Annotated in this window: 26 protein-coding genes; 11 read left to right on the plus strand and 15 right to left on the minus strand. The window is 64.2% G+C overall.

Translation table 11 applies throughout. The features are described 5' to 3' along the window. Positions 1 to 59: 59 nt before the first annotated feature. From NP511_RS07610 to NP511_RS07625, 4 genes are all read left to right on the plus strand, one after another. On the plus strand, positions 60 to 1,115 hold the full coding sequence (locus NP511_RS07610; RefSeq protein ID WP_049965050.1) for an alkaline phosphatase family protein: 1,056 nt from the start codon (positions 60 to 62) through the stop codon (positions 1,113 to 1,115). Then, positions 1,115 to 1,852: a class I SAM-dependent methyltransferase gene (locus tag NP511_RS07615; RefSeq protein WP_049965051.1), complete on the plus strand. Its 738-nt coding sequence runs from the start codon at positions 1,115 to 1,117 to the stop codon at positions 1,850 to 1,852. The genes NP511_RS07610 and NP511_RS07615 overlap by 1 nt, the downstream gene beginning before the upstream one ends. Before the next feature lie 352 nt (positions 1,853 to 2,204). Continuing rightward, on the plus strand, positions 2,205 to 2,447 hold the full coding sequence (locus NP511_RS07620; protein ID WP_049965099.1) for an AbrB/MazE/SpoVT family DNA-binding domain-containing protein: 243 nt from the start codon (positions 2,205 to 2,207) through the stop codon (positions 2,445 to 2,447). After that, the gene (locus NP511_RS07625) at positions 2,444 to 2,866 is read left to right on the plus strand and encodes a type II toxin-antitoxin system VapC family toxin (RefSeq protein ID WP_049965052.1); all 423 of its coding nucleotides are present in this window, start codon (positions 2,444 to 2,446) and stop codon (positions 2,864 to 2,866) included. Before NP511_RS07620 ends, NP511_RS07625 begins: the two co-directional genes overlap by 4 nt. Positions 2,867 to 3,035: 169 nt before the next feature. On the opposite strand, the gene NP511_RS07630 is transcribed toward NP511_RS07625, so the two are convergent. Continuing rightward, positions 3,036 to 3,449 (minus strand): PadR family transcriptional regulator, encoded by a 414-nt coding sequence (locus tag NP511_RS07630; RefSeq protein ID WP_049965053.1) that lies wholly within the window; start codon positions 3,447 to 3,449, stop codon positions 3,036 to 3,038. Positions 3,450 to 3,674: 225 nt separating this feature from the next. Here NP511_RS07630 and NP511_RS07635 point away from each other — a divergent pair, with 225 nt between their 5' ends. Next, positions 3,675 to 3,947, plus strand: a complete 273-nt coding sequence (locus NP511_RS07635) for an IclR family transcriptional regulator (protein WP_049965054.1) — start codon at positions 3,675 to 3,677, stop codon at positions 3,945 to 3,947. A gap of 53 nt (positions 3,948 to 4,000) precedes the next feature. Beyond that, the gene (locus tag NP511_RS07640) at positions 4,001 to 4,252 is read left to right on the plus strand and encodes a hypothetical protein (RefSeq protein ID WP_049965100.1); all 252 of its coding nucleotides are present in this window, start codon (positions 4,001 to 4,003) and stop codon (positions 4,250 to 4,252) included. Between the two features lie 34 nt (positions 4,253 to 4,286). Here the strand turns inward: NP511_RS07640 and NP511_RS07645 are convergent, their stop codons facing one another. From NP511_RS07645 to NP511_RS07680, 8 genes are all read right to left on the minus strand, one after another. After that, a complete protein-coding gene (locus NP511_RS07645; RefSeq protein ID WP_136396867.1) occupies positions 4,287 to 4,787 on the minus strand; it encodes a hypothetical protein in 501 nt (166 codons plus the stop codon). Between the two features lie 58 nt (positions 4,788 to 4,845). Then, positions 4,846 to 5,355 carry a hypothetical protein gene (locus NP511_RS07650; RefSeq protein ID WP_136396868.1) on the minus strand — a complete coding sequence of 170 codons (510 nt, stop codon included), beginning with the start codon at positions 5,353 to 5,355 and terminating at the stop codon, positions 4,846 to 4,848. A gap of 71 nt (positions 5,356 to 5,426) precedes the next feature. Next, on the minus strand, positions 5,427 to 6,431 hold the full coding sequence (locus NP511_RS07655) for a hypothetical protein (RefSeq protein ID WP_136396869.1): 1,005 nt from the start codon (positions 6,429 to 6,431) through the stop codon (positions 5,427 to 5,429). Positions 6,432 to 6,659: 228 nt separating this feature from the next. After that, on the minus strand, positions 6,660 to 7,712 hold the full coding sequence (locus NP511_RS07660; protein ID WP_049965056.1) for a glycoside hydrolase family 15 protein: 1,053 nt from the start codon (positions 7,710 to 7,712) through the stop codon (positions 6,660 to 6,662). Further along, positions 7,709 to 8,431: a class I SAM-dependent methyltransferase gene (locus NP511_RS07665; protein WP_049965057.1), complete on the minus strand. Its 723-nt coding sequence runs from the start codon at positions 8,429 to 8,431 to the stop codon at positions 7,709 to 7,711. Before NP511_RS07665 ends, NP511_RS07660 begins: the two co-directional genes overlap by 4 nt. Position 8,432: 1 nt before the next feature. Beyond that, positions 8,433 to 9,794, minus strand: a complete 1,362-nt coding sequence (locus tag NP511_RS07670; protein ID WP_211249097.1) for a glycosyltransferase family 4 protein — start codon at positions 9,792 to 9,794, stop codon at positions 8,433 to 8,435. An 86-nt stretch (positions 9,795 to 9,880) separates the two neighbouring features. Beyond that, complete coding sequence (locus NP511_RS07675; RefSeq protein WP_006182604.1) at positions 9,881 to 10,441, minus strand: NUDIX hydrolase; 561 nt, start codon at positions 10,439 to 10,441, stop codon at positions 9,881 to 9,883. Positions 10,442 to 10,511: 70 nt separating this feature from the next. Further along, entirely contained in the window at positions 10,512 to 11,480 is a 969-nt protein-coding gene (locus NP511_RS07680; protein WP_049965059.1) for a diacylglycerol/lipid kinase family protein, read from the minus strand. Between the two features lie 54 nt (positions 11,481 to 11,534). Between NP511_RS07680 and NP511_RS07685 the strand changes: the two genes are divergently transcribed. Together NP511_RS07685 and NP511_RS07690 are read left to right on the plus strand one after the other, a co-directional pair. Further along, a complete protein-coding gene (locus tag NP511_RS07685) occupies positions 11,535 to 12,260 on the plus strand; it encodes a PHP domain-containing protein (protein ID WP_049965101.1) in 726 nt (241 codons plus the stop codon). 497 nt (positions 12,261 to 12,757) lie between these two features. Beyond that, entirely contained in the window at positions 12,758 to 12,922 is a 165-nt protein-coding gene (locus NP511_RS07690; protein ID WP_162834889.1) for a hypothetical protein, read from the plus strand. 120 nt (positions 12,923 to 13,042) lie between these two features. Here the strand turns inward: NP511_RS07690 and NP511_RS07695 are convergent, their stop codons facing one another. After that, positions 13,043 to 14,911 carry a PAS domain-containing sensor histidine kinase gene (locus tag NP511_RS07695; RefSeq protein WP_049965060.1) on the minus strand — a complete coding sequence of 623 codons (1,869 nt, stop codon included), beginning with the start codon at positions 14,909 to 14,911 and terminating at the stop codon, positions 13,043 to 13,045. Between the two features lie 113 nt (positions 14,912 to 15,024). Next, on the minus strand, positions 15,025 to 15,438 hold the full coding sequence (locus NP511_RS07700) for an Lrp/AsnC family transcriptional regulator (protein WP_006650019.1): 414 nt from the start codon (positions 15,436 to 15,438) through the stop codon (positions 15,025 to 15,027). A gap of 102 nt (positions 15,439 to 15,540) precedes the next feature. Here NP511_RS07700 and carA point away from each other — a divergent pair, with 102 nt between their 5' ends. Further along, positions 15,541 to 16,620: a glutamine-hydrolyzing carbamoyl-phosphate synthase small subunit gene (gene carA, locus NP511_RS07705; protein ID WP_049965061.1), complete on the plus strand. Its 1,080-nt coding sequence runs from the start codon at positions 15,541 to 15,543 to the stop codon at positions 16,618 to 16,620. A gap of 130 nt (positions 16,621 to 16,750) precedes the next feature. On the opposite strand, the gene NP511_RS07710 is transcribed toward carA, so the two are convergent. The 3 genes from NP511_RS07710 to NP511_RS07720 form a co-directional block, all read right to left on the minus strand. Continuing rightward, the gene (locus NP511_RS07710) at positions 16,751 to 17,701 is read right to left on the minus strand and encodes an FAD-binding protein (protein ID WP_049965062.1); all 951 of its coding nucleotides are present in this window, start codon (positions 17,699 to 17,701) and stop codon (positions 16,751 to 16,753) included. A 1-nt stretch (position 17,702) separates the two neighbouring features. Then, the gene (locus tag NP511_RS07715) at positions 17,703 to 18,878 is read right to left on the minus strand and encodes an ABC transporter substrate-binding protein (protein WP_049965063.1); all 1,176 of its coding nucleotides are present in this window, start codon (positions 18,876 to 18,878) and stop codon (positions 17,703 to 17,705) included. Between the two features lie 90 nt (positions 18,879 to 18,968). Continuing rightward, positions 18,969 to 19,730: an SIMPL domain-containing protein gene (locus tag NP511_RS07720; RefSeq protein WP_049965064.1), complete on the minus strand. Its 762-nt coding sequence runs from the start codon at positions 19,728 to 19,730 to the stop codon at positions 18,969 to 18,971. A 136-nt stretch (positions 19,731 to 19,866) separates the two neighbouring features. Here NP511_RS07720 and cysK point away from each other — a divergent pair, with 136 nt between their 5' ends. Both cysK and NP511_RS07730 read left to right on the plus strand, forming a co-directional pair. After that, positions 19,867 to 20,811 carry a cysteine synthase A gene (gene cysK, locus NP511_RS07725; RefSeq protein ID WP_049965065.1) on the plus strand — a complete coding sequence of 315 codons (945 nt, stop codon included), beginning with the start codon at positions 19,867 to 19,869 and terminating at the stop codon, positions 20,809 to 20,811. Between the two features lie 130 nt (positions 20,812 to 20,941). Next, positions 20,942 to 21,730: an enoyl-CoA hydratase/isomerase family protein gene (locus tag NP511_RS07730; RefSeq protein ID WP_049965066.1), complete on the plus strand. Its 789-nt coding sequence runs from the start codon at positions 20,942 to 20,944 to the stop codon at positions 21,728 to 21,730. 30 nt (positions 21,731 to 21,760) lie between these two features. Here NP511_RS07730 and NP511_RS07735 read toward each other — a convergent pair whose 3' ends face one another. Then, a complete protein-coding gene (locus tag NP511_RS07735) occupies positions 21,761 to 22,660 on the minus strand; it encodes a glycosyltransferase family 2 protein (protein ID WP_006650012.1) in 900 nt (299 codons plus the stop codon). Positions 22,661 to 22,696 lie beyond the last annotated feature (36 nt).

Below are 22,696 nucleotides of genomic sequence, written 5' to 3' on the forward strand. Positions count from 1 at the left end.
CGGGTCGGCCGTCGATCAAAAGCTACTAACAGAATCGCCCCGAGGAACGGGACGACCGAATGGATCTCACGAGGCTGACGGAATCGATCGCGACCGGCCGCGTCGGACACGCGATCTCCCGTCTCGTCCCGTCGACGGCCGTCTGGGAACGTGAGTGGGACGTCTGTTGTGTCCTCGACGGCTGCCGGTACGATCTCATGCGCGAAACCGCGGCCGCCGGCCACGAGTTGCTGCCGGGGCCCGAGGGGGTGGGCTCGCTGTGGTCGGTCGGCTCCCAGTCGGCAGAATGGATGGATCGGACCTTCGCCCCCGAGCATCGCGAGCGGATGGCCCGGACCGCCTACGTGACCGGCAACCCTTTTTCCTCGCAACCCTGCGACCACATCCTCGTGACCTCCGACGAGGTCCTCCCGCTTTCGGCCGACGACTTCGGCGTCCTCCACGAGGCCTGGCGAGACGAGTGGGTCGACGACGATATCTCGACGATTCCGCCCGCGCCGCTGACCGACGCCGCGATCGCCGTCTGGCGCGCCCGCGATCGACTGGGGATCGATCGCGTTCTCGTCCACTACATGCAGCCCCATGCCCCCTTCCGGTCCCAGCCGGACTGGTTCTTCGGCTCGGCCGACATCGAACACTGGGGCCAGTTCGTCGAGGCCGACGACGATGACGAGGAGTTCGACCCCGAATCGCTGACCGCCGAGGAACGCGAGGCGCTCGAGGCCTTCGCCGAGGCCGACGACGACGATGACTCGATGAACGACCCCTGGCTGCGGGTCCGCGAGGGCGACCTGTCCCGCGAGGCGGTCTGGGCGGCCTACCGGGACAACCTCGAGTGGGTCTTAGACGACCTGACCCGACTCTACGAGAACTGCGACGGCCGGCTCGCACTGACCAGCGACCACGGCAACGGCCTCGGCGAGTTCGGCGTCTGGTCACACCCGCCGGGTACCCCCGTCCCCGCCGTGCGCCGGGTCCCCTGGGTCGTCCGCGAGGGCCGTGACCGGGAGACCTGTGACCCCGCCCTTCCGGCGGGGATCCGCGAGGGCGATTCGGCCGCCGGAGACGACGACGGCGAGATCGAATCGCGCCTCGAGGCGCTGGGGTACCGATAATGGACGGGACCCCGATCCGAGACGCGATCTATGCCCTCCGAAAGGCCCGGCTCGGCCTCGAGCGCCGCCGGCTCGATTACGGCCGGGAGACGCGCGAACGGGCCGACCGACTGGCCGACGTGCTGCCGGCCTCGGCCGACGAACTCCGCGAATACGAGCGCGAGTACGACGACCTCGAGTGGTTTCACGATGCCTACGCCGACCGCGTCACCGAGATCCACGACGCCGGCGTCGCCACCGACACGACCCACTGGCGCGACGGCGTGACGATCTACGTCGTCTGTCGCGCGCTCGAGGTCGAGACGGCCGTCGAGACCGGCGTGCTGTTCGGCTCGTTCGACGCACACATTTTGGCGGCGATGGAACAGAACGGCGGCGGTACCCTGCATTCGGTGGACCTGCCCGGCGGCCCGCCCGGTCCCTTCGAGTACGGCCACCTGATCCCGGATCGCTGTCGCGACCGATGGGAACTCCATCGGGGCGACGCACGGGAGGTGCTGCCCGACCTGCTCGAGTCGGTCGGCCCCGTCGAGCTGTTCCTGCACGACTCGGACCACCGGCTGCCCCACATGCGCTTCGAGTACGAGACGGCGTTGGGGCAGCTCGAGTCCGGCGGGGTCCTGGCCAGCCACGACGTGCGGCTCTCCGGGCTGTTCGACCGGTTTACCGAGGCAAACGGGTTGCGATCGTGTGTGATCTGCGATACGGGGATCGCGCGGGTTCCGTCGCGACCGTGACGGAGTGACCGAGTCGCCGTTCACAGCTGTCAGTGCGGTGCGGGTGTCCCGGTCGGTCCCGTAACTATAGTAGCCACTGAAAGTCATTGCACACCTGATCGCACGACTGCGTCGCGATCAGTGTGTAAATCGTTTCAGTGGCTACTATAGATATCGAGGCGACGCTTGAGGACGACACGCGTACCGAACGTCCGAACGATCATCCCGGTCCGGATAAACGCGAAGAGGGCGATCGCTGCCGCCGCGGGAGTCCGTCGGGGAACAGGAGCGGCCTGACACCGACGACCAACGAGTGAAACCGCTCATGTACACCCACATGTTATTTATGTCCGTCGAGAACCACACGTCACCCATGACACCGGAGATAGAGGAGGAGACGACAGTCAGTGCACGCGGCGGTGTCACGATTCCGTCCCTCGTTCGGGACCAGCTCGGCATCGAGGAAGGGGACAAACTCCGCTGGCATCTCGACGACGACGACGATCTACAGATCGAGGTCGTTCACCAGCGAGAGGGCGTCTTCGACGACATCGAACCGATCGACATGGGGGAGACAAACGCCGTCGACGCCAAAGAGGAGTTCGGGATCGAATGACGGCGGCCGTCGATACGAGCGTTCTCTTCGCCCATCGAAGCGCGCACGACGAGTTTCACGAACGGGCCACGGAGATCATCGGAGGGGTAGATCACGGACAGTTACCGGAACTGCATATCACGGATCACGTCCTCGCTGAGACGCTGAACCTGCTCCTCAACAAGGGGACCCACCGAAAGGCGACGCAGACGATGGATCTCCTTATCGAAGGGAGCCACTTTCGACTTCTACACACCCCGAAAACGGACTTCAATTCCACGCAGGCCCTCTTCCGCCGTCATCCGCATCTCTCCTTCGTCGACGCGTCGATCGTCGCGTACATGCAGCGAACGGGGATCGAGTATCTCTACTCGTTCGACGACGACTTCGACTCAGTAGACGGCGTAACACGAGTGAATTCCGCCGTCGATCCGCGGTAGTAGTCGGCCCGTCTCGGCTTCGCCGTCGACGCCGGCCGTCACGACGATCGCGTCGGTCACTCGCCCGACCGGAATTCGGCCGGCGCTCGAGGCCGCCGATCGGGTTCTGTCCCACCGGGCGTCGGTGGTCGATACAGATCGAGTCGATCCCGCGATAGCGCGCCGTCGGTTATCCGCTCGGTTTTTCTCGAGCGACCCCGTCGATCGGCTCGAGCCGGCGTTCGTAGAGCCCCGCGAGGCGTTCGGCGCGCTGGAGCAACAGCGCGCGCCCGGCGTCGGTGAGCCGGTAGGTGACCCCCTGATCGTCGCGTTTCGAGAGCAGGCCGCGCCCGACGAGCGCGCGCAGGTTCGGCTCGAGTCGGGCGCGGCTCACTGCCGGATACCAGTGCTCGAGGGTCCACGCGATCCCCGACGGGTAGCAGGACTTGCCGTCGCGCTCGCGGCGGGCGACCGCCTCGAGGCAGTCGCGCTGGAAGCCGGTGAGTTCGATCCACGCGCGCCGGCCGTCTTTTGACGGGTAGTCGGCTGCTGATGCGTCCGCTCGAGCGGGAGGTTCAACGTCCCGCGAGTCGTGATCCGACATGGCTTTCGGGTGGGTTACGGAAGCCACGCGGACCGGTGGTAGAGACACCGGGTCCGCATTTTCGAGGACCGAATCGGGCAGCGGTGGGTCCGTCTGGCCTCCATGTTCCACTAACAAACGGAAAGGTATTATAATTACCCCATATGGGTTCATCAAGGACTCAAATAGTAGCCATCACTTGCATGCCACTAGAAGTTATCATAGGAAAGCGAGACTACCGATTGAATGCGTCCGCTGGTTTCATGGATGACAAAGTCTGATCCTGCAATTCTCGAGGTCTTCGAGGAAGCAGGGATTGCGATCCCGCCAGCGGTTGCAGAATACAATTTGGTAGGGATCTCGAAATCCACAGTAAAAAGACGTCTTCCGGTGTTAGTGGACCACGGCTTACTGGAGAAAGTCGACGACGACCGGGGCTATTACCGGATTACGGATCGCGGCCGTGCTTATCTCGAGGGCGAACTTGATGCCGAGGACTTAGAACCGAGTGAAGACTGAGTAGCGGTGATCCGGTGACTGGATACAGAATGCGACGGCCACGGGTGGACTGGATGACGCGGGCCGACGATGCGATCCTCGAGTTCCTGCTCAACGAGGGAAACCGGCCTCTCGTCGCGAATCCGTCCACCGTCGAGGCCAACATCGATTACAAGATTTCGCACGTACGGCGTAGATTGAGGGCATTACAGGATGGTGGGCTGGTAGAGTATTACGACGAAGATCGAGGCCTGTATCGGATCAGTGAACAGGGGCGGGCATATCTCGAGGGCGAATTAGAGAGCGACGATCTCGAGCACTCATAATGAATATCTGGCTGAAGCGGGTCTTGTTGTACACCTAAATCGGATCTAGTACTATTTTTTGGACTGTATTGTCCGTCATTTTATCAACAAACTCAATAGTAAAGTCTCCCCCATATAATTCCTCTTCTTTGCCATCTAATTCAAGATCAAAGCTGAAATTGTCCCTTCTAGATCCCTCAAACTTTGTATATGATTCGTTGAATTCAACGTCGTCTGGGTAATTCCATGCAGCAATCTCAAAGCTATCACTCAAACTAATCTCTACTTCTGGCTCAGATTGCCATTCTGGGATACAAACGTAAGTATTAAATTTTGTATGTCCATCTTTGACACGGTATTCGCCATGATGCTGTTCTTTAGCGGTATTACTCTCTTCTTTTGGTACACAAGTAATTCCTACTGAAGATGCAAATCGGTATGAGTATATCAAGAAGGCAAGAACAGTAGACAAAATCACACCCGCAATCACTATACGAACGCTATCTGAAAATAAAGGAGATAAAAAAGATAAGAAGCTAAGAAGAATACCAGCCACTACTAAGAGCTTATTTCTCCCGAATTTAACTACGGTTGATCTCCATTCCAACGGCATTTCAATCAATTATGTCTATCAAATTTTTTATTATGGATTGATAGGATTGGTCCGAATTGGCAGATATCCATAAATGACCTTTATTATAGACTACTGATATCCTCTCATCTTCTCGTGTAAAGTGTACAACTGCTTTTTCTATCGGTTTGTCTTTGTCCAGAGACTGCAAAGTTTGCTCATGTGTAGTTAGGTCATCTTCGTGCACAACCTCAACCACCAATTCTGCAGATTCGACAAGTTCCCATATTTCATTTCTGGAAAGCCCGATATTTGGCAAAATCCGCGCCTCATCATACATGACTGAGTTTATACATTCAATAATCTCACGGATTACACGGGTACTATCTCCCTGAATACTGATCAAGTCTATATTTGGATAGACATCTAATTGACTTTCAATAGTTGTCGTGGAATCACCAAATGGGTTCTCAGGACGATATGATATCTCATATGTATTCCATTCTATATTAACTTTATCTATCTCCTCTTTATGAGGACTCTTCTGACCCACATCTAGATTAGAAAAATCAGAGTTGGAGAAACTATCCGGTGTCAACGGACCCGATATTTTCCGAATTTCCCTCATTGGAACTCATACCCGTAGTCAGACGGATCTTCACCACGTTTCGCTGCATACTCTTTAAGCGGCTGTGTCAACTGCGTCTCTACTTTTACTCCCTGATTTTTGCTCATATTATACAGTTCCTCAAAGAAGGTCAATGGGGGATACTTTTCATTGTTTGGGAGGTCGAGCCATTCATCATACAGTGAGTAAAGGAAGTCCAGTAACATCAGGGAACTAGCAATCCTTTCTATTGATTCTTGGTTAGGTAAACTCCCTTGCGACGCCTTTACCTGCACTTGGTCTCTTTGAATTGACGCCGTTATTCGTTGGTTCTGAATAGCAAACTCTACTTCAATTCCAGAGATAGATTTGTTCTGCAAAAGGCCTATCAATATAGGTATTGATTTTGTAGCATCTGTGGAATTGCGAACAGTACTCTTTTTGCCAAAAAGATCCGTCTCTCCTTGGAGTTCAACGTCGGTTATTCTTATCATCATTTTCGATATTCGCCCATCTGATGAGAAGTTTTGATAAAATAGCCACAAAAAGAAATCACTCTCAAGTCTAATTGGGTCAATAGTTGCTGTCTGAAATAGGGCGGATCGAATTATTGATTGTACTTCCTTAATGTCTTTTTTAGCACCTCTAAAAGACATATAATTGGGATAATTCCAATAAATATCAACCGATCTCTCATTTGGGACAGAAACCATACGTCGACTGCCATCTACAACTGCTTTGATTTTATCGAATTCTTCATACTTGTATCTAAGCGCTATTACAGAAGAAAGGTCATCAGGGAATTCTGATGATGAACCTTGGAGGTGTTTTTGGAAGGGGATTTTCTGAATGCCTTTACCAGGGTTTTGTGGTGTGCCTAGTGAATAATTAGGAATCTCGTCTAATAGAGTGTCGACTATCTCAGTCTGAGATATATTCTCATCCCTAACGGTAGTAGAGAACGGTGTAAATATGAGGTATCCGTCGTAAGTGAACTTGTTCTCTCTACTTATAGGATCCATCTCTGTCTGATACCACTATCTACCAAGTGATAATACCTCAATTTATCGGTACACGTGAATTCCAATTGGTGATTTTCGCTCGGAGGTAGATGGGTATCATGTTTTGTTCACGCTTCTTAATGATATGATTTGCTGAAGCAAGATGTCTGCTCACCAGTTCCTGATGTCTCTATCGTCATTCTATTTGTGACTCTTCCAGTACATTAGGACACACCAACCTGAATCGGGTCATTCAAACAATGAATCAGTAAACAGATCCGAAGCCTCCGACATCCCAGACAACGCATCCGCAGCCAACACCGCCGCTCCGCCGGTCCACGTCGGCCGCTCGCCCGGCCAGAACTCCTCGTCTTCGAACTGGTAGCCCGTCCAGAAGACCCCCTCATCGTCGGTCCACTGGAAGAGCCAGTCGTAGATCTCGCGAGCGCGCTCCGTCCGGCCCACCGCGGCCAGCGAGACGACGAGTTCGCAGGACTCGGCGACGGTCACCCACGGCTCGTCCGCGACGCAACGACAGCCCAGTCCCGCCTCGAGGTACCGATCGAAGCCGGCCTCGAGGCGCTCGCGCGCCGGGTCCCCGGTCAGGACCCCACAGAGGACGGGGTAGAACCAGTCCATCGCGTAGCGGGACTTGCTCTCCCAGGTGCGGTCAAAGCGGTCGGGCCGCTCGCGGATCGCCTCGCCGAGGTCGGCGCGGGCCGCGAGCCAGCGCTCGCGGGCCTCGTCGCGGCCCAGCGCGTCCGCGATCGCCGCGCCGCAGGCCAGGCTCTTGTAGAGGGAGGCACAGCCCGAAATCAAGGCGTCCTCGTAGGGCTCGCCGTCGGGGCCGACGGTCCAGTAGATCTCGCCGGTCGGGGCCTGCTGGCGGCACGCGAACGCGAGGGCGTCCCGGACGGTCGGCCAGAGTTCCTGGAGAAATGCCCGGTCTTCGGTACAGAGATAGTGGTGCCAGGCGCCGACGGCGACGTAGGCGCTGCGGTGGGTTTCCTTGCGCGGCTCGTCGCCGGCGTGGGCCCCGTCGTTGTCCTCGGCCTCACCGTAAGTCGCCCACAGCGCCCCGTCGTCGTGCTGGGCGTCGGCGATCCAACGGTACGCGCGACGGGCTGCATGCTCGCGGCCAGCGATCGACAGCGCCATCGCGCTCTCGACGTGGTCCCACGGATCGGCCGGCCCCTCGGGATACCAGAGGATGAGCCCGTCCGAGCGCTGGGCGCGCTCGATGTGTTCGAGTGCGGGCTCGAGCCCCCAGTCGGAAAGCGACTCGAGCGTGGCGTTGCTCACGCCGACCCCTCCAGTTCGAAGTAGTAGACGACGCTCTTGCCCAGCGCGGGGTCGAGCCCGCGCTCGAGCAGCCGCACGGGCCGGGGCGACTCGAGGACGTCCCACTCGAGGAACCGGTCGTAGGCCCGCAGGGGCAGCGGCGCGTCACCCTGTTGGTCGCGGTCCCACCAGAGACACTTCAGCCACCAGTAGGGGGCATGCAGGGCGTGGGCGAAGTGGCCGTCGACCCGCTCGAAGCCGCGGCGTTCGATCGCCGCCTGCAGTTCCTCGCGGTCGAAGATCCGAACGTGGCCGCCCTCGACCTCGTGATACTCGTCGGAAAGGGCCCAGCAGACCCGCTCGGGGCCGGCCCGCGGGACGCTGACCGCCAGCGTCCCGCCCGGCGCACAGACCCGCCGAAGTTCGTCGAGGGCCGCCTCGTAGTCGGGGATGTGTTCGAGAACCTCGGTACAGAGAACGACGTCGAACGCGCCGTCCTCGAAGGGCAGTCTGAGCGCGTCCCCCGAGAGGAACGTGACCGGCACGTCCGACTCGGGCGCGATGTACTCGTCGTGATCGTCGCGGGCCGCCTCGAGGTTCGCCCGCTCGAGGTCGAGTCCGACGACTTCGCCGACGTTCTCGAGGGCGGCGGCGTTGACGTGACGGCCCTCGCCACAGCCGACGTCGAGGACCCGCATACCGGGAGTCAGCGTCAGCCGATCGAAGTCGATCGTCTCCATCTCAGACACCCCGCGACCGGGTTTCGATGGCGGCCCGATACTCCCGGACCGTCTCGCGGGCGGCCCGTTCCCAGTCGAACTCCTCGACGATGCGCTCCCGGCCGCGCCGGCCGAGTTGCCGTCGACGCTCGTCGTCGGTCAGCAGGTCGCGAACGGCGTCGGCGATAGCGTCGGAATCGCCCGGTTCGACGAGGACCCCCGCATCGCCGACCACTTCGGGGAGGCCGCCGCCGGTGGTGGCGACCACCGGGACGCCACAGGCCAGCGCCTCGCCGGCGGGCAGGCCAAAGCCCTCGTAGATCGAGGGGACCACGGCGACGTCGGCGGTGCCGTAGAGTTCGACCATCCGTTCGTAGCTGATCTCGCTGTGGGTCTCGACCGCGTCCGCGATCCCCAGTTCCGACACCAGCCGATCGCAGTCGCCGCCTTCGTCGAACTCGCCGACGACGACGAGTTCGGCGTCGATCGATTCCCGAACGGTCGCGAACCCCTCGAGCAGGTGTCGGGCCCCCTTCAGCGGGACGTCGGCGCTGACGGTCGTCATCACGCGCGGGCGGTCGTGATCGCCGTCGACGGGGCGAAACAGGTCGGTGTCGATCCCGTTGTGGACGACCCGGATCGAGTCGGGGTCGGCTCCGAAGTCGGTGACGGTGCGGTGTTTGGCCGACTCCGAGACGGTCAGGACGTGGGGCAGCTCCCGAACGACCTCGCGTTGCATCCGCAGGAACCGGTACCACCGTCGGATCAGGAGCCGTTCTGTCCAGTCGTCGGCGGCCGCAAGCGCGGCGTCGCGGTCGACGGTGATCGGGTGATGTACCGTCGCCACGACGGGATGCCCGCGCTCGCGAAGCGTCCGGAGGCCGTGACACAGCGACTGGTTGTCGTGGATCACGTCGTAGTCGGGATCGTGTGTCTCGAAGTAGTCGACGACCCGGCGGCCGAAGGCGTAGGGATCGGGAAAGCCGCCGGTGAGCGCGCTCAGCCACTCGTAGAGCGCCAGCGGCTCCCGCAGATAGGAGGGTTCGAACTGCCCCAGCCGGTCGAGTTCGTCGACCACGTTCTCGCCGGGGAGTTTCACCAGTCCGACGTCGTCGTCGAGGTCGGGATACGGTTTGCCCGAAATGACGTCGACGGAGTGGCCCAGCTCCGTCAGCGCTCGGCTCAGGTACTTGACGTAGACGCCCTGTCCCCCGGAGTAGGGGTTCGAGCGGTAGCTCAACAGACAGATATCGAGCTGTTCGGCGGGCCGCTTCGCCTCGGCCGACGGCTCCGCCGTCGCCGCCGTGGCGGTCGACTCCCCCGTCGACGCGACCGACGTACTGATACTCCCCCGGAGAAGCCGTCTGAGCGTACCCATCACCATCGCAGTCTATCCGCCATGTGTGGGCACTCCCCTATAAACCTCCCGCTCGTGTACTGTTTCTCGAGGGTGTTTCGTCGTGCGTTTCGTTATCGCACGTCCCGTCGCATCGCGATTTCGAACCACGGGCAGAGTCGCAGTTGGCGGTACCACTCCGGGTTCGAGTGGAGTCGCTCGTACGGGACCCACATCAGGCCGGCGACCTCCTCCTCGTTGGGATCGAGGCTCCGGTCGGACAGCGTCAGCTGCAGGACGGCACAGACCTCGTGTTCGACGCCCGCGTTCTCGAAGTAGCGCTTGTACTCGAACCGGTCGGTCAGCTGCAGGTCGTCGTACTGGTCCGGGGAGATCCCCAGTTCCTCCTCGAGACGCTGGCGGGTCGCTTCCTCCTGACTCTGGCCCTCGACGGGGTGGGAGGCGACGGTGCCGTCCCAGTAGGTGCCCCACAGGCGCTTGTCCGGCGCGCGCTGTGCGAGCAAAATATTGCCCTCCCCGTCGAAGACGAGCGAGGTAAATGCCCGGTGACGAATCCCGTCGCCGGTGTGGGCGTCGAGCCGGTTGACCAGTTCGAGTTCGGTATCGTCGGCGTCGACGGCGATCACGTCCTGTCCGGCGTTCTCGTGTTGGAGGTCTTCCTCCGGCGTACTCATATCCGCACAATTACCGTGACTCCTGAAACCAGTATCGTCTCGTGACGGCCGTTTCGAATCGATATGCTCCCTATCCGGCGGGTTCGAGCGACCATAGCTCGCCCCCGTCGGGATCGGGCCGGTACGTCTCCCCGACGGGAATCGTGAGCGCGCCGGGCTCGGTCTCGAGTCGCAGCCGTTCGGTCTCGAGGGTCTCGCCGTCCAGGCTGTACTCGACGGCGTCCCCGCGGCTCTCGATCGACAGCGTCGGCGTTCGTCGGCGGACGATATGCGTGCTATCGCCGCCGAACAACCCCTCGAGGGCCGCGCCGCTCAGCAGGTCCGTCGTCGCGGCGTCCTCGACGATCGTCACCTCGAGCAGGCCGTCCTCGACATCGGCCTGTGCGGTCCGTGCGCCGGTAAAACGCCGGCAGTTCCCGATGAGGACGAACATCGCCTCGCCCTCCCAGGCGCGGGCCCGTTCGCCGTTCGGGCCCGCGGCCGTCTCGACGCGCAGCGGGAGCGAGTCGAACTCCCCGACCGTCTCGATCGTATTCTTGACGTAGGCCAGCACCCCCAGTTCGGCCTTGCTCTCGGGGGTCGTCTCGCTGCTGGCCTCGGCGGTGATCCCCCCGACACAGGAGTTGACGAAGGTTCGGTCGTTGGCCCAGCCGACGTCGATCTCCCGGCGGCGGCCCTCTTCGATCACCGAAAAGGCATGCTCGATCCCCCGAATCCCGACGTTCGTCGCGAAGTTGTTGCCCGTGCCCGCCGGGACGACGGCGACCGTCGTCGACCCGAGGGCGTCGGCGGCTGCGACGCCGTTGACGACCGCGTTGAGCGTGCCGTCGCCGCCGGCCGCGGCGACGAGGTCGGCGTCGGGCGCGGCCTCGTGTGCGAGCCGGGTCGCGTCGCCCGCCTCCTCTGTCGTCCGGATCGCGAAGCCGTGTCGGTCCGCGAGCGCGGCGACGGTGTCGACGTGGTCCCCGCTGCCGCTGACGGGGTTGCAGACGAGGACGCGGTCGCTCGAACGACCGTCGTCCGGCCCCTCCGATTGCATACCATGGGAGACGCCGGCCGAGCGCAAAAGGGTCTGGCCGGCGTCTGCGTATCCGTGTACACCGTCGACCTGCACGCGCACACGCGATTCTTCCACGGTCGCCGCGCGCTCGGCGACCGGTTCGACCCGCTGGGCGTTAGACTCCTCACCGAGGTGGCCGAACGCCGCGGCCTCGACGGGGTCGCGACCACCAATCACGACTACTACACGCCGTTCGATCCCGCGCCCGACGTGGCGACGCTACCGGGCATCGAGATCACCACGGATCGGGGCCACGTCCTCGTCGTCGGCCCCGATCCGCCCCGTGCGACGAAACCCGGCGCGCTCTCGCCCGAAGAGGCCGTCGCGCTGGCCCACGACCGCGATTGTGCCGCCATCGTCGCCCACCCGTTCCGGAACAGCACGGTGCGGGAACTCGAGGACGTCCCCTTCGACGCGATCGAGGTCAACGGCAAACACCCCCGATCGCAGCCGCTGGTCGAGGAATTGGCCGGCGACCGCGACCTGCCGCTGGTCGGCGGCAGCGACGCCCACTACCCCGTCGAGGTGGGGCGGGCCTACACCGTCGTAGAGGCCGACCGGCTTACCCCCGAGTCGATCGTCGAGGCGATCCGCGACGGCCGGGTGAGCGCGACCGTCTCTCGATCCGGGTTCGACAGCCTGCTGCGGCGGGCCTACCGTGCGATCCACGACCGCAAGGGCGTGATCGACGCAATCGACCGCCCGACGCCCGGCGTGGGCACACCGCCCGGCGAGGACGAGGGGACAGTCGAACAGTAGCGACTGCTCTCTCACAGCGGATCGACGAACCGCCATGCGGTGGCGCGCGCTGAACTGTGCCGAGCGGAAGTGAGGCACAGTTCGAAACCGTGCGAGGGATGAGAGAGCGACTCTGGAGCGAGCGAATCGGTTGGGGAGGGCGTGGCTACTCCGTGTTGCCACGATAGCAGAACACTCCGTTCGGAGACACCGTTGCCCGAGCGCTATTTCCGCCCGACCGCCTCGAGCGAACGCCGACAGATTCCACCACGCCAGCAGTAGATATAAGTGACCACTGACCAACAATTAGTACGGAAGCCGATCTCCGACAGGGGACGTCTCGAAACGTCCCGGGTGGACCTAGCACCCGAGACTCGGCTTCCAACCCGAGAGGGTTAGCAAGCCATGATTCAGTTCGTTCTACCGGGATATAAACGTCCCGCACGACGGTCGCATCGCCAGTCACGACCGCGCTCGAGTCCGTCTCCACTCGCTCGAGAACCCGCGGAGGCGGGCCGATGAGTAGCGATCCCGAGGCCGGCGACGACACGCCGTTTCCCGACTGTCCGACCTGCGGCGAGCCGGTCGCGTTCGTCGTCGCCACGGGGCCGTCAACCGGCACCGTCGAACCCTGTGGCTGCTCGCTGCCGCCGGCCCTGTTGACGCCCGATCGGGAGGACTGACAGGAGGCCGTCTGACCGCCGCTCGAGGTGCCGGTGGCCCGCTCGAGGCCGCATGCAACGCCTCGCTGACGGTTCGTGTCTCCGAACCGCAGCGGCACAGTCGCCCCCACCGCGGGCGGGCTACGTCGCCGGCGGCACCCGGAGCGTGACGATCGTGCCACGCGGCTCGTTCTCGCTGATCCGCAGTTCGCCCCCGACGTTCTTCGTCACCCAGTAGATGAGCCACAGCTCGAGGCCGGTGCCGTGGACGAGCGGCGTCTCGTGACCCAGTTCGATCATCGGTCGTTCTTCCGCCGGGATGCCGGGGCCGTTGTCGGCGATCACGATGTCGACCCAGTCACCGCTGTCGGTCGCCTCGGGCGGGGTGACGCCGACCGTCACGTCCGGGACGGGGCGGTCGTTGTGACTGACGGCGTTGTGGATCGCTTCCCGGATCGCCATCTCCAGGCGGTCGTCGGCCTGTACCGAGACGGAATCGGGGGCCGTGACCGTGATCGCGGCGTCCGGGTACTGCTCGTCGAAGTCGGCCGCCAGCCTCGAGACCATCGCGCCGACGTCGCAGGTCGCGTCGGCGTCCTGCTCTCTCTGGAACAAGTCTCGAACGGCGGCCGCGTTCTCGCTGATCTTGAGGAGGTCGGCCGCCTGCTCTTCGATCGCCGTCACGGCGGTGTGACGGTCCTCTTCGGCGGACACCGTCCGGAGCCGGGTCGCGTTCCCTTCGACGACGTTCATCGCGTTCCGGATGTTGTGTCGCAAGATTCTGTTGAGGACGCCCAGACGCTGTCGCCGCAACCGCTGTGCCGTGATATCGGTCTCGATGGCCACGAAATGCGTGATCTCGCCCGCGTCGTCGGTGATCGGTGCGATCGTCTGGTCGACGTGGTACAGTTCGCCGGACTTGCGCCGGTTGATGAGTTCGCTTTCCCAGATCTCGCCCGAGCGGATCGTGTCCCAGAGGTCCGCGTAGAACGCCTCGTCGTGCTTTCCCGACTTGACGATCCGTGGGTTCAGACCGACGGCCTCCGTGCGGCTGTATCCGGTGTCCCGTTCGTAGGCCGGATTGACGTACTCGATGGTCCCGCTGCGGTCCGTGATGATGATCCCGTGACCGGCCTGTTCGACCGCTTTTCGGAAGAGTTGCAACTCCCGCTCGCGTTCCTTCCGAGCCGTGACGTTCTGAATCGCGCCGCGTAACGCGACGACGGTTCCGTCCTCCGTGACGGGTTCCCCGACGGTCCGGACCCAGCGGTCGTTCCCCTCGGCCGTGACGATCTCGAGGACGCCGTCGTACGACTCCTCGCGGCATCGACACGCCTCGACGAACGAGCGAATCGTGGGCCGATCGGCGGGCCGATAGAACTCGATCGCGTCAGAAAGCGTGGGCTCGTAGTCGTCGTCGACCTCGAAGATCGCTCGCGTCCCGTCGGTCCACCGGAGATCGTTCGTTCGGAGATCGAGTTCCCACCCGCCGACGGCCGCGAGGTCCTCCGCTTTCGGCAGGAGGTCCCGGTCCCGCTCGAGTTCACGCTCCGTCGTCGCCCGTTCGGAGATGTCACGAACGATACCGACGATCCGGCGGACCGGACCGCTCGAGTCGGCCGGGTGCAGCGTCGTCTCGACGGTTCGTTGCCCGACCGGCAACGAACGCGTCGCGCTGACGTCGACCGGCTCTCCGCCCTCGACACACTCCCGGTATCGACAGAGGGTGTCGCCGTCGGGGGACAACTCGAACATGTCCTGCAGGGATTTCCCCGTGACCGACGCGTCGGTCAGGCCGGTGGCCGCTTCGTAGGCCGGGTTGACGCGTCGGAACGTGAACTCGAGATCCCGCTCCGTCCGTTCGACATCGATCAGAAAAACGGCCTCTTCGACGGCGTGAAACAGCGTTTCGGCCTCGTCGAGGGCCACCGATCGGTCCCGATTCGAATCCCCCGTTCGATCGGCCGCGACCGACTCGTTTCGATTTCCGGAGCGTTTCTCGGTGGTCATTAGAACGGAATGTGGCCCATCGGGCAAAAAAGCGAGGGAGTTCGCCTACCGAACGGGAACACCGGCGCGACTCGAGTCGCCCGCTCCCGACCGGAGCGAAGCAAGCGGCGGATTCAGCCGAGTTCCTCGTCCAGAATCAGCCGCGTTTTCGTACTCACGACCTCCTCCTGATCGCGGGCCTTGGTGATCAGATCGTTGACCCCGCGCGTGTCCGCGGCGTCGACCACGAGGACGACGTCCTGTTCGCCAGAGACCATCCAGACGAAGTCGACCTCGTCCCACTCGGCGATCCGTTCGGAGACGGCCTTGGTATCGACATCGACCGCGACGCTGAGTTCGATCATCGCCTGGACGTTGCCCGTCCGGGTCGAGATCGTAAAGCGCTCGATCACGTCGTCGTCTAGCATCCGCTCGACGCGGTTCCGGACGGTCCCCTCGCTGGTCCCTACTTCGTCGGCGATCTCCGTGTAGGGCGTGCGGCTGTCTCGCCGGAGAATATCGAGGATCTGTCGGTCCAGGTCGTCCATGGAGATGCGTACCTACGGCGAACCCGCACTTACCGATTACGAAAATCGTAACTGAGCTTCGAAGACAACACTTATGCCGGTCCATCCGATACGTAGATCGTAATGACGGAAGCCTACGTCGCACTGGAAGGCGGCCACGTACTCGAGGGACGTGGTCGTGCCGACGGGACGGCCCGCGGCGAAATCGTATTCACGACAGCGTATACCGGCTACGAGGAGAGTCTCACCGATCCCTCCTACGAGGAGCAGATCCTCACGTTCTCGTATCCGCTGATCGGCAACTACGGCGTCCGCGAGGAGCGCTTCGAGGACGACCGCATCCACCCCCGCGCCGCGATCGCCAAGGAGTTCACCGACGAGATCGTCGACTGGTTCGAGCGCGAGGGTATCCCGGCGGTCGACCACCTCGACACCCGCGACGTCGTCACCGACATCCGCGACGGCGGCGCGATGAAATGCGGCATCGCCGTGGGCGAGGACGTCACCGAGGAAGACGCCCTCGAGCAACTCGAGGCCTGCAAGGCGATGAGCGACCACACCGAGATCGGCGCGCAGGTCAGCGTCGACGAGCCCGAAGTCTACGGCGAAGACAACGACGGCGAGACGGTCGCGCTGGTCGACTGCGGTGCGAAGGGGTCGATCATCAGTTCGCTGCTCGAGCGCGACGCGACGGTTCACGTGCTGCCCTACGACGCCGACGTGTCCGCGGTCGAGGCCGTCGACCCCGATCTGCTCTTTATCTCCAACGGCCCCGGCGACCCGGTCAACTTCGGGCAGGCGATCAGTCTCGTCGAGGCGTTCGTCGAGGACACGCCCGTCGCCGGCATCTGTCTCGGCCAGCAGATCGTCGCCGAGGCCCTCGGCGGGTCGACCGAGAAGATGACCTTCGGCCACCGCGGCGTCAACCAGCCCGTCCTCGACTTGGAGTCCGGGCAGGTCGTGATGACCACTCAGAACCACGGCTACACCGTTGCCGACCCCGGGAAACACCTCGAGGTCACCCAGATCAACGTCAACGACGACACGCCGGAAGGAATCGACGGCGTCGAGTACGACGTGATCACCCGTCAGTACCACCCCGAGGCCAACCCCGGCCCGCACGACACCCTCGACTTCTTCGACGACGTCCTCGCCATGGCTTCCGGGCGAGCAGACTCGCAGGCGGTTCCGGCCGACGACTAACGGCCGCGACCCTCGTTTTCCGTTCGATAGCCGCTTTTCAGTCCCCCTTCGAAATCGATAGCGACGCGAACCCGGTCACTCGAGCGTGCGATCGAAACCCCCGGTCGACGTTCGCGGCTCGTCGACGCGGTCAGTCCTCCGTCGGATCGTCGCCGTCCGCGTCGCGAACGTACTCGCGGATCGCCGCGTCGTCGACGGCCTCGAGCAGCACCGCGTCGTCCAGCGCGGCCGCGAGCCGGCGCTGTCCGCGGTCGGCCCGCCGACTCGCGGTGTCGGGGTCGACATAGCTGTCGTCGCGCTCCTCGGCGTAGGCCTCGGCGAGGCGACGGATCTCGGCTGGGTCGTACTCCTCGGGAGCGTCCGATTCGAACAGTTCGACCCAGCGGTCGGGATCGGCCCACTCCTCGGCCCTGTCCGCGGCGTCGCGTCGCCAGTCGTAGCGCTCGGCGAACCGGCCCCAGTAGCCCGCGTCCTCGCGGCGGTCCCGGAGCAACGACCGGGCGACCGTCGCGCCGTGGCCGGCCGCGATGATCGCCTGGTCGCCACCGCCGGCCAGCGGGCCGGCGACGTAGAGGCCGTCGACCGGCGTCCGCCCGTCGTCGTCGGGATAGGTCCCGTCGAAGCGCTCGACCGTCTCGCCGTCGCGCTCCTCGGTGACGAACAGCGCGTCGGGGTCGTCGAGCCCGCGGAGGTACGAGCCGTCGTACTTGGTCGCGGCGATCACGTACCGCGTTCGATAGGTGCCGCCGTCTTGCGTCTCGAGTCGAAACCCGCCGTCGGCCGGCAACGCGACCGACTCGACGAGGTCCTCGTTGAACCGACAGCCCGCCGTCTCGGCGTGATCCCGCGCGAGATCGAGGAAGGTCCCGACGTCGATCCCGCCGGGGAACCCGAGGTAGTTCTCGAGGGAGACACACCGCCGTAGCGACGAGGGGCCGCGGTCGAAGATCGCCGTCTCGAGGCCCGCTCGCGCGGTGAAGACGCCGGCGGCGCAGCCGGCCGGCCCGCCGCCGACGACGGCCACGTCGGCGTCGAACTCGCGGTCAGTACCGCCAGTCGCGTCGTCGCCGTCGGTGCCCATCCTACGCGCCCTCGGTGACGATTTCGGCCACGCGCTGGCGGTCGAACAGCTGCTCGTCGGCCGGAATCTCGGGGTAGGACTCGCCCGACTCGTAGCCGGGCCACTCGCCGAACCGCTCGGGGTAGAGCTGCTTGGCCGTCATCTCGAGCTGGAAGAGGTTCATGAGCGGCCCCTGATAGCGCATTCCGCCGGGGACGACCCGGTCGTCCTGAACCGCGGTGAGCTGGCTGCCGGCGGAGTCGTTTTCCAGTCGCTTGCGAACGTTGCCGATGGCGTATCGAGGCGTGATCCCCCAGAGGTGGAGGATCACGTCGGGATCGGCGTCGAGCATCGCCTCGTAGCCGACGGTGCCCCAGTCGCGCTCCCAGTCCCGGTCGGCGAAGACGTCGCGGGCCCCGAGCGGCCGGGTGTCGGCCTGCCAGTAGCCGGGCGCGTTGAGGTGGTAGGCGTAGAACTGACCCTGGCCCAACGTGACGCGGGCGACCGTCGGCCGCTCGCTCTCCGGCGGGAGGTTCGACTCGATCTGCGAGCGCAGATCCGCGTGGACCTCGGCGAGCGCCTCGTAGCGTTCTTCCTCGCGGAAGACCGCCGCGACCCGCTCGAACAGCTCCCAGAGGGTGTAGTACTCGTAGCTGTCGGCGTAGACCGACGCGGGCTCGCTGTGGACCCCACTGTGGAAGTTGCCGAACCACGGGCCGATCTGATCGGCGACGTCCTCGACGGTCGAGGCATCCCAGTCGTCGTTGTTCTTGACCGGGTACGAGGGATCGAGGAAGTGAACGTCGCTGTCGAGGGCGTAGAGTCGCTCCTCGCTGAGTCCCTCCGCGAGGGGGTTCTCGAGCCCTTCCCACTCGAAGGACACGCCCTCGAGTCGGTCGTAGTAGGTGTTCATCGTCGCGCCGGACATGTCGGGTGCAAAGAGGGTGGTGACCGCGTCGCCGTGGCCGAGCGCGACGGCCATGTCCGCGTACTGCGGGAAGGTAACGAAGGCGTCCTGCGGCACGGAATCGAACTCGACCTCGCCCATCGGGGCCATCGAGACGGTATAGGAGTCGCCATCGCTCGTCGATTCGGAATCGATTCCGCCGATACAGCCGGCTACTGCCGCACTGCCGGCCGCGATACCCGTCGCGACGAACGCGCGACGGCTCCGGTCCGCGTGTGGGGTCGGATCCATACGTTTTAGGCGAGCCTAATTATTCAAAAAGCGTTCGGTTTTAGGCTGGCCGAAAACGTTGCGGTCCGCCGGACGGGCCCGCCGAAACGGTCACGCCTCGAAGTCGTAGGTGACCGTCACGCTCGCGGTCACGCTGACCGGATCGGCATCGATCTCGGTCGGCGGGGCCCCGCCGGCACCTCCGGCCGCGTCGTCGCTGGCTTCGGTACGGACCGCATGCACCTGCACGTCACCGGTCGTAACGGCCGCCGTTCCCGTGATCTCGACCTCGCGGTTGTCGGCGATGTGTGCCGCCTCCGCGTCGGCGTTTTCCAGCGCGGCGTCGATCGCGTCCTCGCGTAGCGTCGATCGGGTCTCTTCCTGTAGCGTAAACCGGACCCGGCCGACGTCGTCGGCACCGGCCTCGATCGCGGCGTCGATGACCTCGCCGACCCGATCGACGTCCGCGAGGGTCACGTCGAATGAGTGAGACCCCTCGAACCCGTCGGTCTCGCGCCCGCGAGCGGGATGGACGCGGTACCGCCCCTCCTCGACGTTCTCGTCGGGGATGCCGAGGTCGTCGAAGATCTCGCGGAGCCGTTCGGCACCGCTGGCGAGTTCGTCGGTGACCGCGTCGGCGCTTTCGCCGGTCGCAGTGACCCCGACATCGACCGTCGCCTGATCCGGTTCGGCCTCGACCTCGCCGTCGGCACTCACCGTGATCTCGCCGTCGGCGTCGGTGCCGTTCGCATCCGAGCCCGTAGTCGATCCCGGTTCGGGGTCGTCGTCGCCCTCGGTCGCGCTTCCGGTACACCCTGCCACTGCGGCCACGAGCCCGACGCTCGAGGCCGCGAGGAATCGTCGTCGATCCATACTGAACGGTCGTTCGGAAACGGAAAAAAGCCCGCCCCAAGCTCAAACGTGGCTTTGAGCCAGGGCCGCGAGTCACGAACCCGTACGAACCTGTTCGGGATAACGCGGACTGGCGTCCTCGCCAGTGATTCGGGTGATGGACTCATCGCTTCCCGCTGCAGCCGAGATCGATGCCGCAGCGACCGTCGACGAACTGATCGGCGAGACGCCGCTGTTGCGACTCGATGCCGTCGCCGACAACTGTGTCGGGAAAGTCGAGGCGGCCAACCCCTACTCCGTCAAAGACCGGATCGCACGGGCGATCATCGACGCCGCCGAGCGCGAGGGCGCTCTCGAGCCCGGCGGCACCGTCGTCGAATCGACCAGCGGCAACACGGGGATCGGGCTGGCGGCCGTCTCGGCCGCTCGAGGCTACGACTGTGTGCTGACGATGCCCGAATCGATGTCGACCGAGCGCCGCCAACTCCTGCGGGCGCTGGGGGCCGACCTCGAGCTGACCCCCGCCGAGGACGGGATGGGCGGCGCCAACGAGCGGGCCGCGGAAATCGTCGCCGATCGGGAGAACGCCGTCCTCGCGGGCCAGTTCGAAAACGAGGCCAACCCGGCGGCCCACCGGGAGACGACCGGCCCCGAGATCTGGGAGGCCACGGACGGCGCAGTCGACGCGGTCGTCGCCGGTGTCGGGACCGGCGGCACGATCACGGGCGTCTCGGAGTATATCAAGGAAGAGCGGGGGAAGACCGAGTTCACGTCGGTCGCGGTCGAACCCGCCGAGTCGCCGACCCTCTCGGAACTCAGTTCCGACGGCCACGACATCCAGGGGATCGGCCCCGGCTTCGTCCCGGAGATCCTCCGGACCGAACTCGTCGACGAGGTCCGGGCCGTCGAGGCCGACGACGCCAGAGCCGCGGCCCGGACACTCGGCCACGAGGAGGGGTTGCTCGTGGGCATCTCCGCCGGTGCAGCGATCGCGGCCGCCGCCGACTACGCCGCCGACAACCCCGACGAACTGATCGTCGTCGTCCTCCCCGACACCGGCGAACGCTCCCTCTCGACGGACCTCTACGACATCGAGGACTGACCGCGGACTCGAGTCGCGGAACTCGCCTCGGGCGCGACTGATCCGGGAATCGCGTCGCACTCGAGTGACGATATCGGCAGGACGTGCGGCCCCAGCCACACTTAACCGGGTCCCGTGCAATGCATCGCTCATGGAATCCGTTGGCAGTGGCCTCGCGGCGATCGACTGGCACGACGACCGGGCCGATGTCTACCTCTCGCGACCCGACAAGCGAAACGCGATGACCGTCCCGCTCATGGACGATCTCATCACGGCCTTCGAGCGGGTCGACGCCGACGAAGACATCCGTGCCGCCACCCTGCTCGGCGAAGGGCCGGTCTTCTGTGCCGGGATGGACCTCGAGATGATGCGCGACCGGGTCGAGCCCGACGCCGAGATCGACCGCAACAAGTTCCCCGAGGTCCTCGAGACGATCGAGGAGACCCGCCAACCGGTCGTGGTCGGCATCAAACGCGCCGCGCCCGCGGGCGCGTTCGAACTCACGCTTCCCTGTGACTTCCGGATCATCGGCCGGAACGCGAAGTACGGCCTGCTCGAGGTCCAACTGGGGACCTTCCCCCATGCAGGGGGCACGCAGCGGCTCCCCCGGCTGGTCGGACTCTCGAAGGCCAAAGAGATCGTCCTGACCGGCGAGTTCATCGACCCCGAGGAGGCCGCCGACATCGGCCTGACCCACGAGGTCGTCGATACCGACGACGTCGACGAGCGGGCGAAGGCCTTCGCCGACGACCTCTGTGAGAACGCGCCGCTCGGGCTTCGAAACGCGAAGAAAGCCCTCAACGCCGCCCTCGAGACCCCCCTCGAGCAGGGGCTGGCCTACGAGCGCCAACTGGCCTACGAAATAGACGACACCCACGACTACCGCGAAGGGTTCGAGGCGCGACTCGAGGGCCGGGAACCCGAGTTCCGCGGCGAATAACAGGTGGTGGGGCGGGCCCGCGATACCACGTCAGCGCCGGTCGTAGACCCGAACCGCCCGGTCGTGGCGCTCCGAGAGCCCGTTGGGGTTCCGTCGGCTCGAGCGGTCGGCATAGCGGGCGCGGACGCCGTCCCAGAGCCCGCGTGCGATGTTTTCGGTGACATCGACGCCGTCCGAGACCCAGCCGGTCGGCGTCGCCTCGCCGGCGGCCAGTCGACGGACGCCGCCGGCACCGTCCCGGAGCGCGCTCCCGACGGTCCGGGCGAACACGCTCGGTCGGGGGCCGTAGTTCTTCGCGAGTCGGTAGGACAGCGAGCGGTAGGTCGCCCCCCAGTCGGGGTCGGCCCGGCCGCCGTCGGTCCCGACCTCACGGCGGGCGGCCATCGCCGCGTCCCACGAGACCTCGTACTCGAGGCCGGCAACGCGGTGGGCACAGTCGCACTCGCTTTCCTGGACGAGGTACTCGTCGAACCCGTCCAATGCCTCGAGGACGGATCGCTCGAAGGCGACGTTGTCGCCGTGAAACTCCGTCACCGTCCGGCCGCCGATCCGCCGGGGCGAGCGATCGCGCTCACGATCGGAACCGCCGGTGATGGGGCCGGTGACGACGTCGGTCTCGTCGGCCATCGCCCCCTCGATGGCCGGATACCAGCTGTGATCGATCGTGTACTCGCCGTCGAGGAAGGCGATCGCGTCTCCCGTCGCGAGTTCGAGGCCGGCGTTCCGGGAGACGCCGGGGTTTCGCTCGGAGATCTCGACGAGGACGTCGACGTCGTCGCGATCACGGACGACGCCGGTGGTCCCGTCCGATGACGGGCCGTTGACGACGATGATTTCCGTCGACGACGGCGTTCGCCCCCCGAGGGCATCGAGACACGACGGCAACCGCTCCCGGTCGTTCAGCGTCGAGACGACTACCGAGAGCTCCATACGTCCCGGTACGGGCTCCTGATAGTAAATAGATTG

Origin of the sequence: Natrinema thermotolerans, assembly GCF_031165565.1 — an archaeon.
Taxonomy (GTDB): Archaea; Halobacteriota; Halobacteria; order Halobacteriales; family Natrialbaceae; genus Natrinema; species Natrinema thermotolerans.

What these genes read in the sequence shown, in the direction of transcription:
- NP511_RS07610 (WP_049965050.1), top strand. Translation starts at nt 60, where the DNA reads ATGGATCTCACGAGGCTGACGGAATCGATCGCGACCGGCCGCGTCGGA.
- NP511_RS07615 (WP_049965051.1), top strand. Translation starts at nt 1,115, where the DNA reads ATGGACGGGACCCCGATCCGAGACGCGATCTATGCCCTCCGAAAGGCC.
- NP511_RS07620 (WP_049965099.1), top strand. Translation starts at nt 2,205, where the DNA reads ATGACACCGGAGATAGAGGAGGAGACGACAGTCAGTGCACGCGGCGGT.
- NP511_RS07625 (WP_049965052.1), top strand. Translation starts at nt 2,444, where the DNA reads ATGACGGCGGCCGTCGATACGAGCGTTCTCTTCGCCCATCGAAGCGCG.
- NP511_RS07630 (WP_049965053.1), bottom strand. Translation starts at nt 3,449, where the DNA reads ATGTCGGATCACGACTCGCGGGACGTTGAACCTCCCGCTCGAGCGGAC.
- NP511_RS07635 (WP_049965054.1), top strand. Translation starts at nt 3,675, where the DNA reads ATGCGTCCGCTGGTTTCATGGATGACAAAGTCTGATCCTGCAATTCTC.
- NP511_RS07640 (WP_049965100.1), top strand. Translation starts at nt 4,001, where the DNA reads ATGACGCGGGCCGACGATGCGATCCTCGAGTTCCTGCTCAACGAGGGA.
- NP511_RS07655 (WP_136396869.1), bottom strand. Translation starts at nt 6,431, where the DNA reads ATGGATCCTATAAGTAGAGAGAACAAGTTCACTTACGACGGATACCTC.
- NP511_RS07665 (WP_049965057.1), bottom strand. Translation starts at nt 8,431, where the DNA reads ATGGAGACGATCGACTTCGATCGGCTGACGCTGACTCCCGGTATGCGG.
- NP511_RS07670 (WP_211249097.1), bottom strand. Translation starts at nt 9,794, where the DNA reads ATGGTGATGGGTACGCTCAGACGGCTTCTCCGGGGGAGTATCAGTACG.
- NP511_RS07675 (WP_006182604.1), bottom strand. Translation starts at nt 10,441, where the DNA reads ATGAGTACGCCGGAGGAAGACCTCCAACACGAGAACGCCGGACAGGAC.
- NP511_RS07680 (WP_049965059.1), bottom strand. Translation starts at nt 11,480, where the DNA reads ATGCAATCGGAGGGGCCGGACGACGGTCGTTCGAGCGACCGCGTCCTC.
- NP511_RS07690 (WP_162834889.1), top strand. Translation starts at nt 12,758, where the DNA reads ATGAGTAGCGATCCCGAGGCCGGCGACGACACGCCGTTTCCCGACTGT.
- NP511_RS07695 (WP_049965060.1), bottom strand. Translation starts at nt 14,911, where the DNA reads ATGACCACCGAGAAACGCTCCGGAAATCGAAACGAGTCGGTCGCGGCC.
- NP511_RS07700 (WP_006650019.1), bottom strand. Translation starts at nt 15,438, where the DNA reads ATGGACGACCTGGACCGACAGATCCTCGATATTCTCCGGCGAGACAGC.
- carA (WP_049965061.1), top strand. Translation starts at nt 15,541, where the DNA reads ATGACGGAAGCCTACGTCGCACTGGAAGGCGGCCACGTACTCGAGGGA.
- NP511_RS07710 (WP_049965062.1), bottom strand. Translation starts at nt 17,701, where the DNA reads ATGGGCACCGACGGCGACGACGCGACTGGCGGTACTGACCGCGAGTTC.
- NP511_RS07715 (WP_049965063.1), bottom strand. Translation starts at nt 18,878, where the DNA reads ATGGATCCGACCCCACACGCGGACCGGAGCCGTCGCGCGTTCGTCGCG.
- NP511_RS07720 (WP_049965064.1), bottom strand. Translation starts at nt 19,730, where the DNA reads ATGGATCGACGACGATTCCTCGCGGCCTCGAGCGTCGGGCTCGTGGCC.
- cysK (WP_049965065.1), top strand. Translation starts at nt 19,867, where the DNA reads ATGGACTCATCGCTTCCCGCTGCAGCCGAGATCGATGCCGCAGCGACC.
- NP511_RS07730 (WP_049965066.1), top strand. Translation starts at nt 20,942, where the DNA reads ATGGAATCCGTTGGCAGTGGCCTCGCGGCGATCGACTGGCACGACGAC.
- NP511_RS07735 (WP_006650012.1), bottom strand. Translation starts at nt 22,660, where the DNA reads ATGGAGCTCTCGGTAGTCGTCTCGACGCTGAACGACCGGGAGCGGTTG.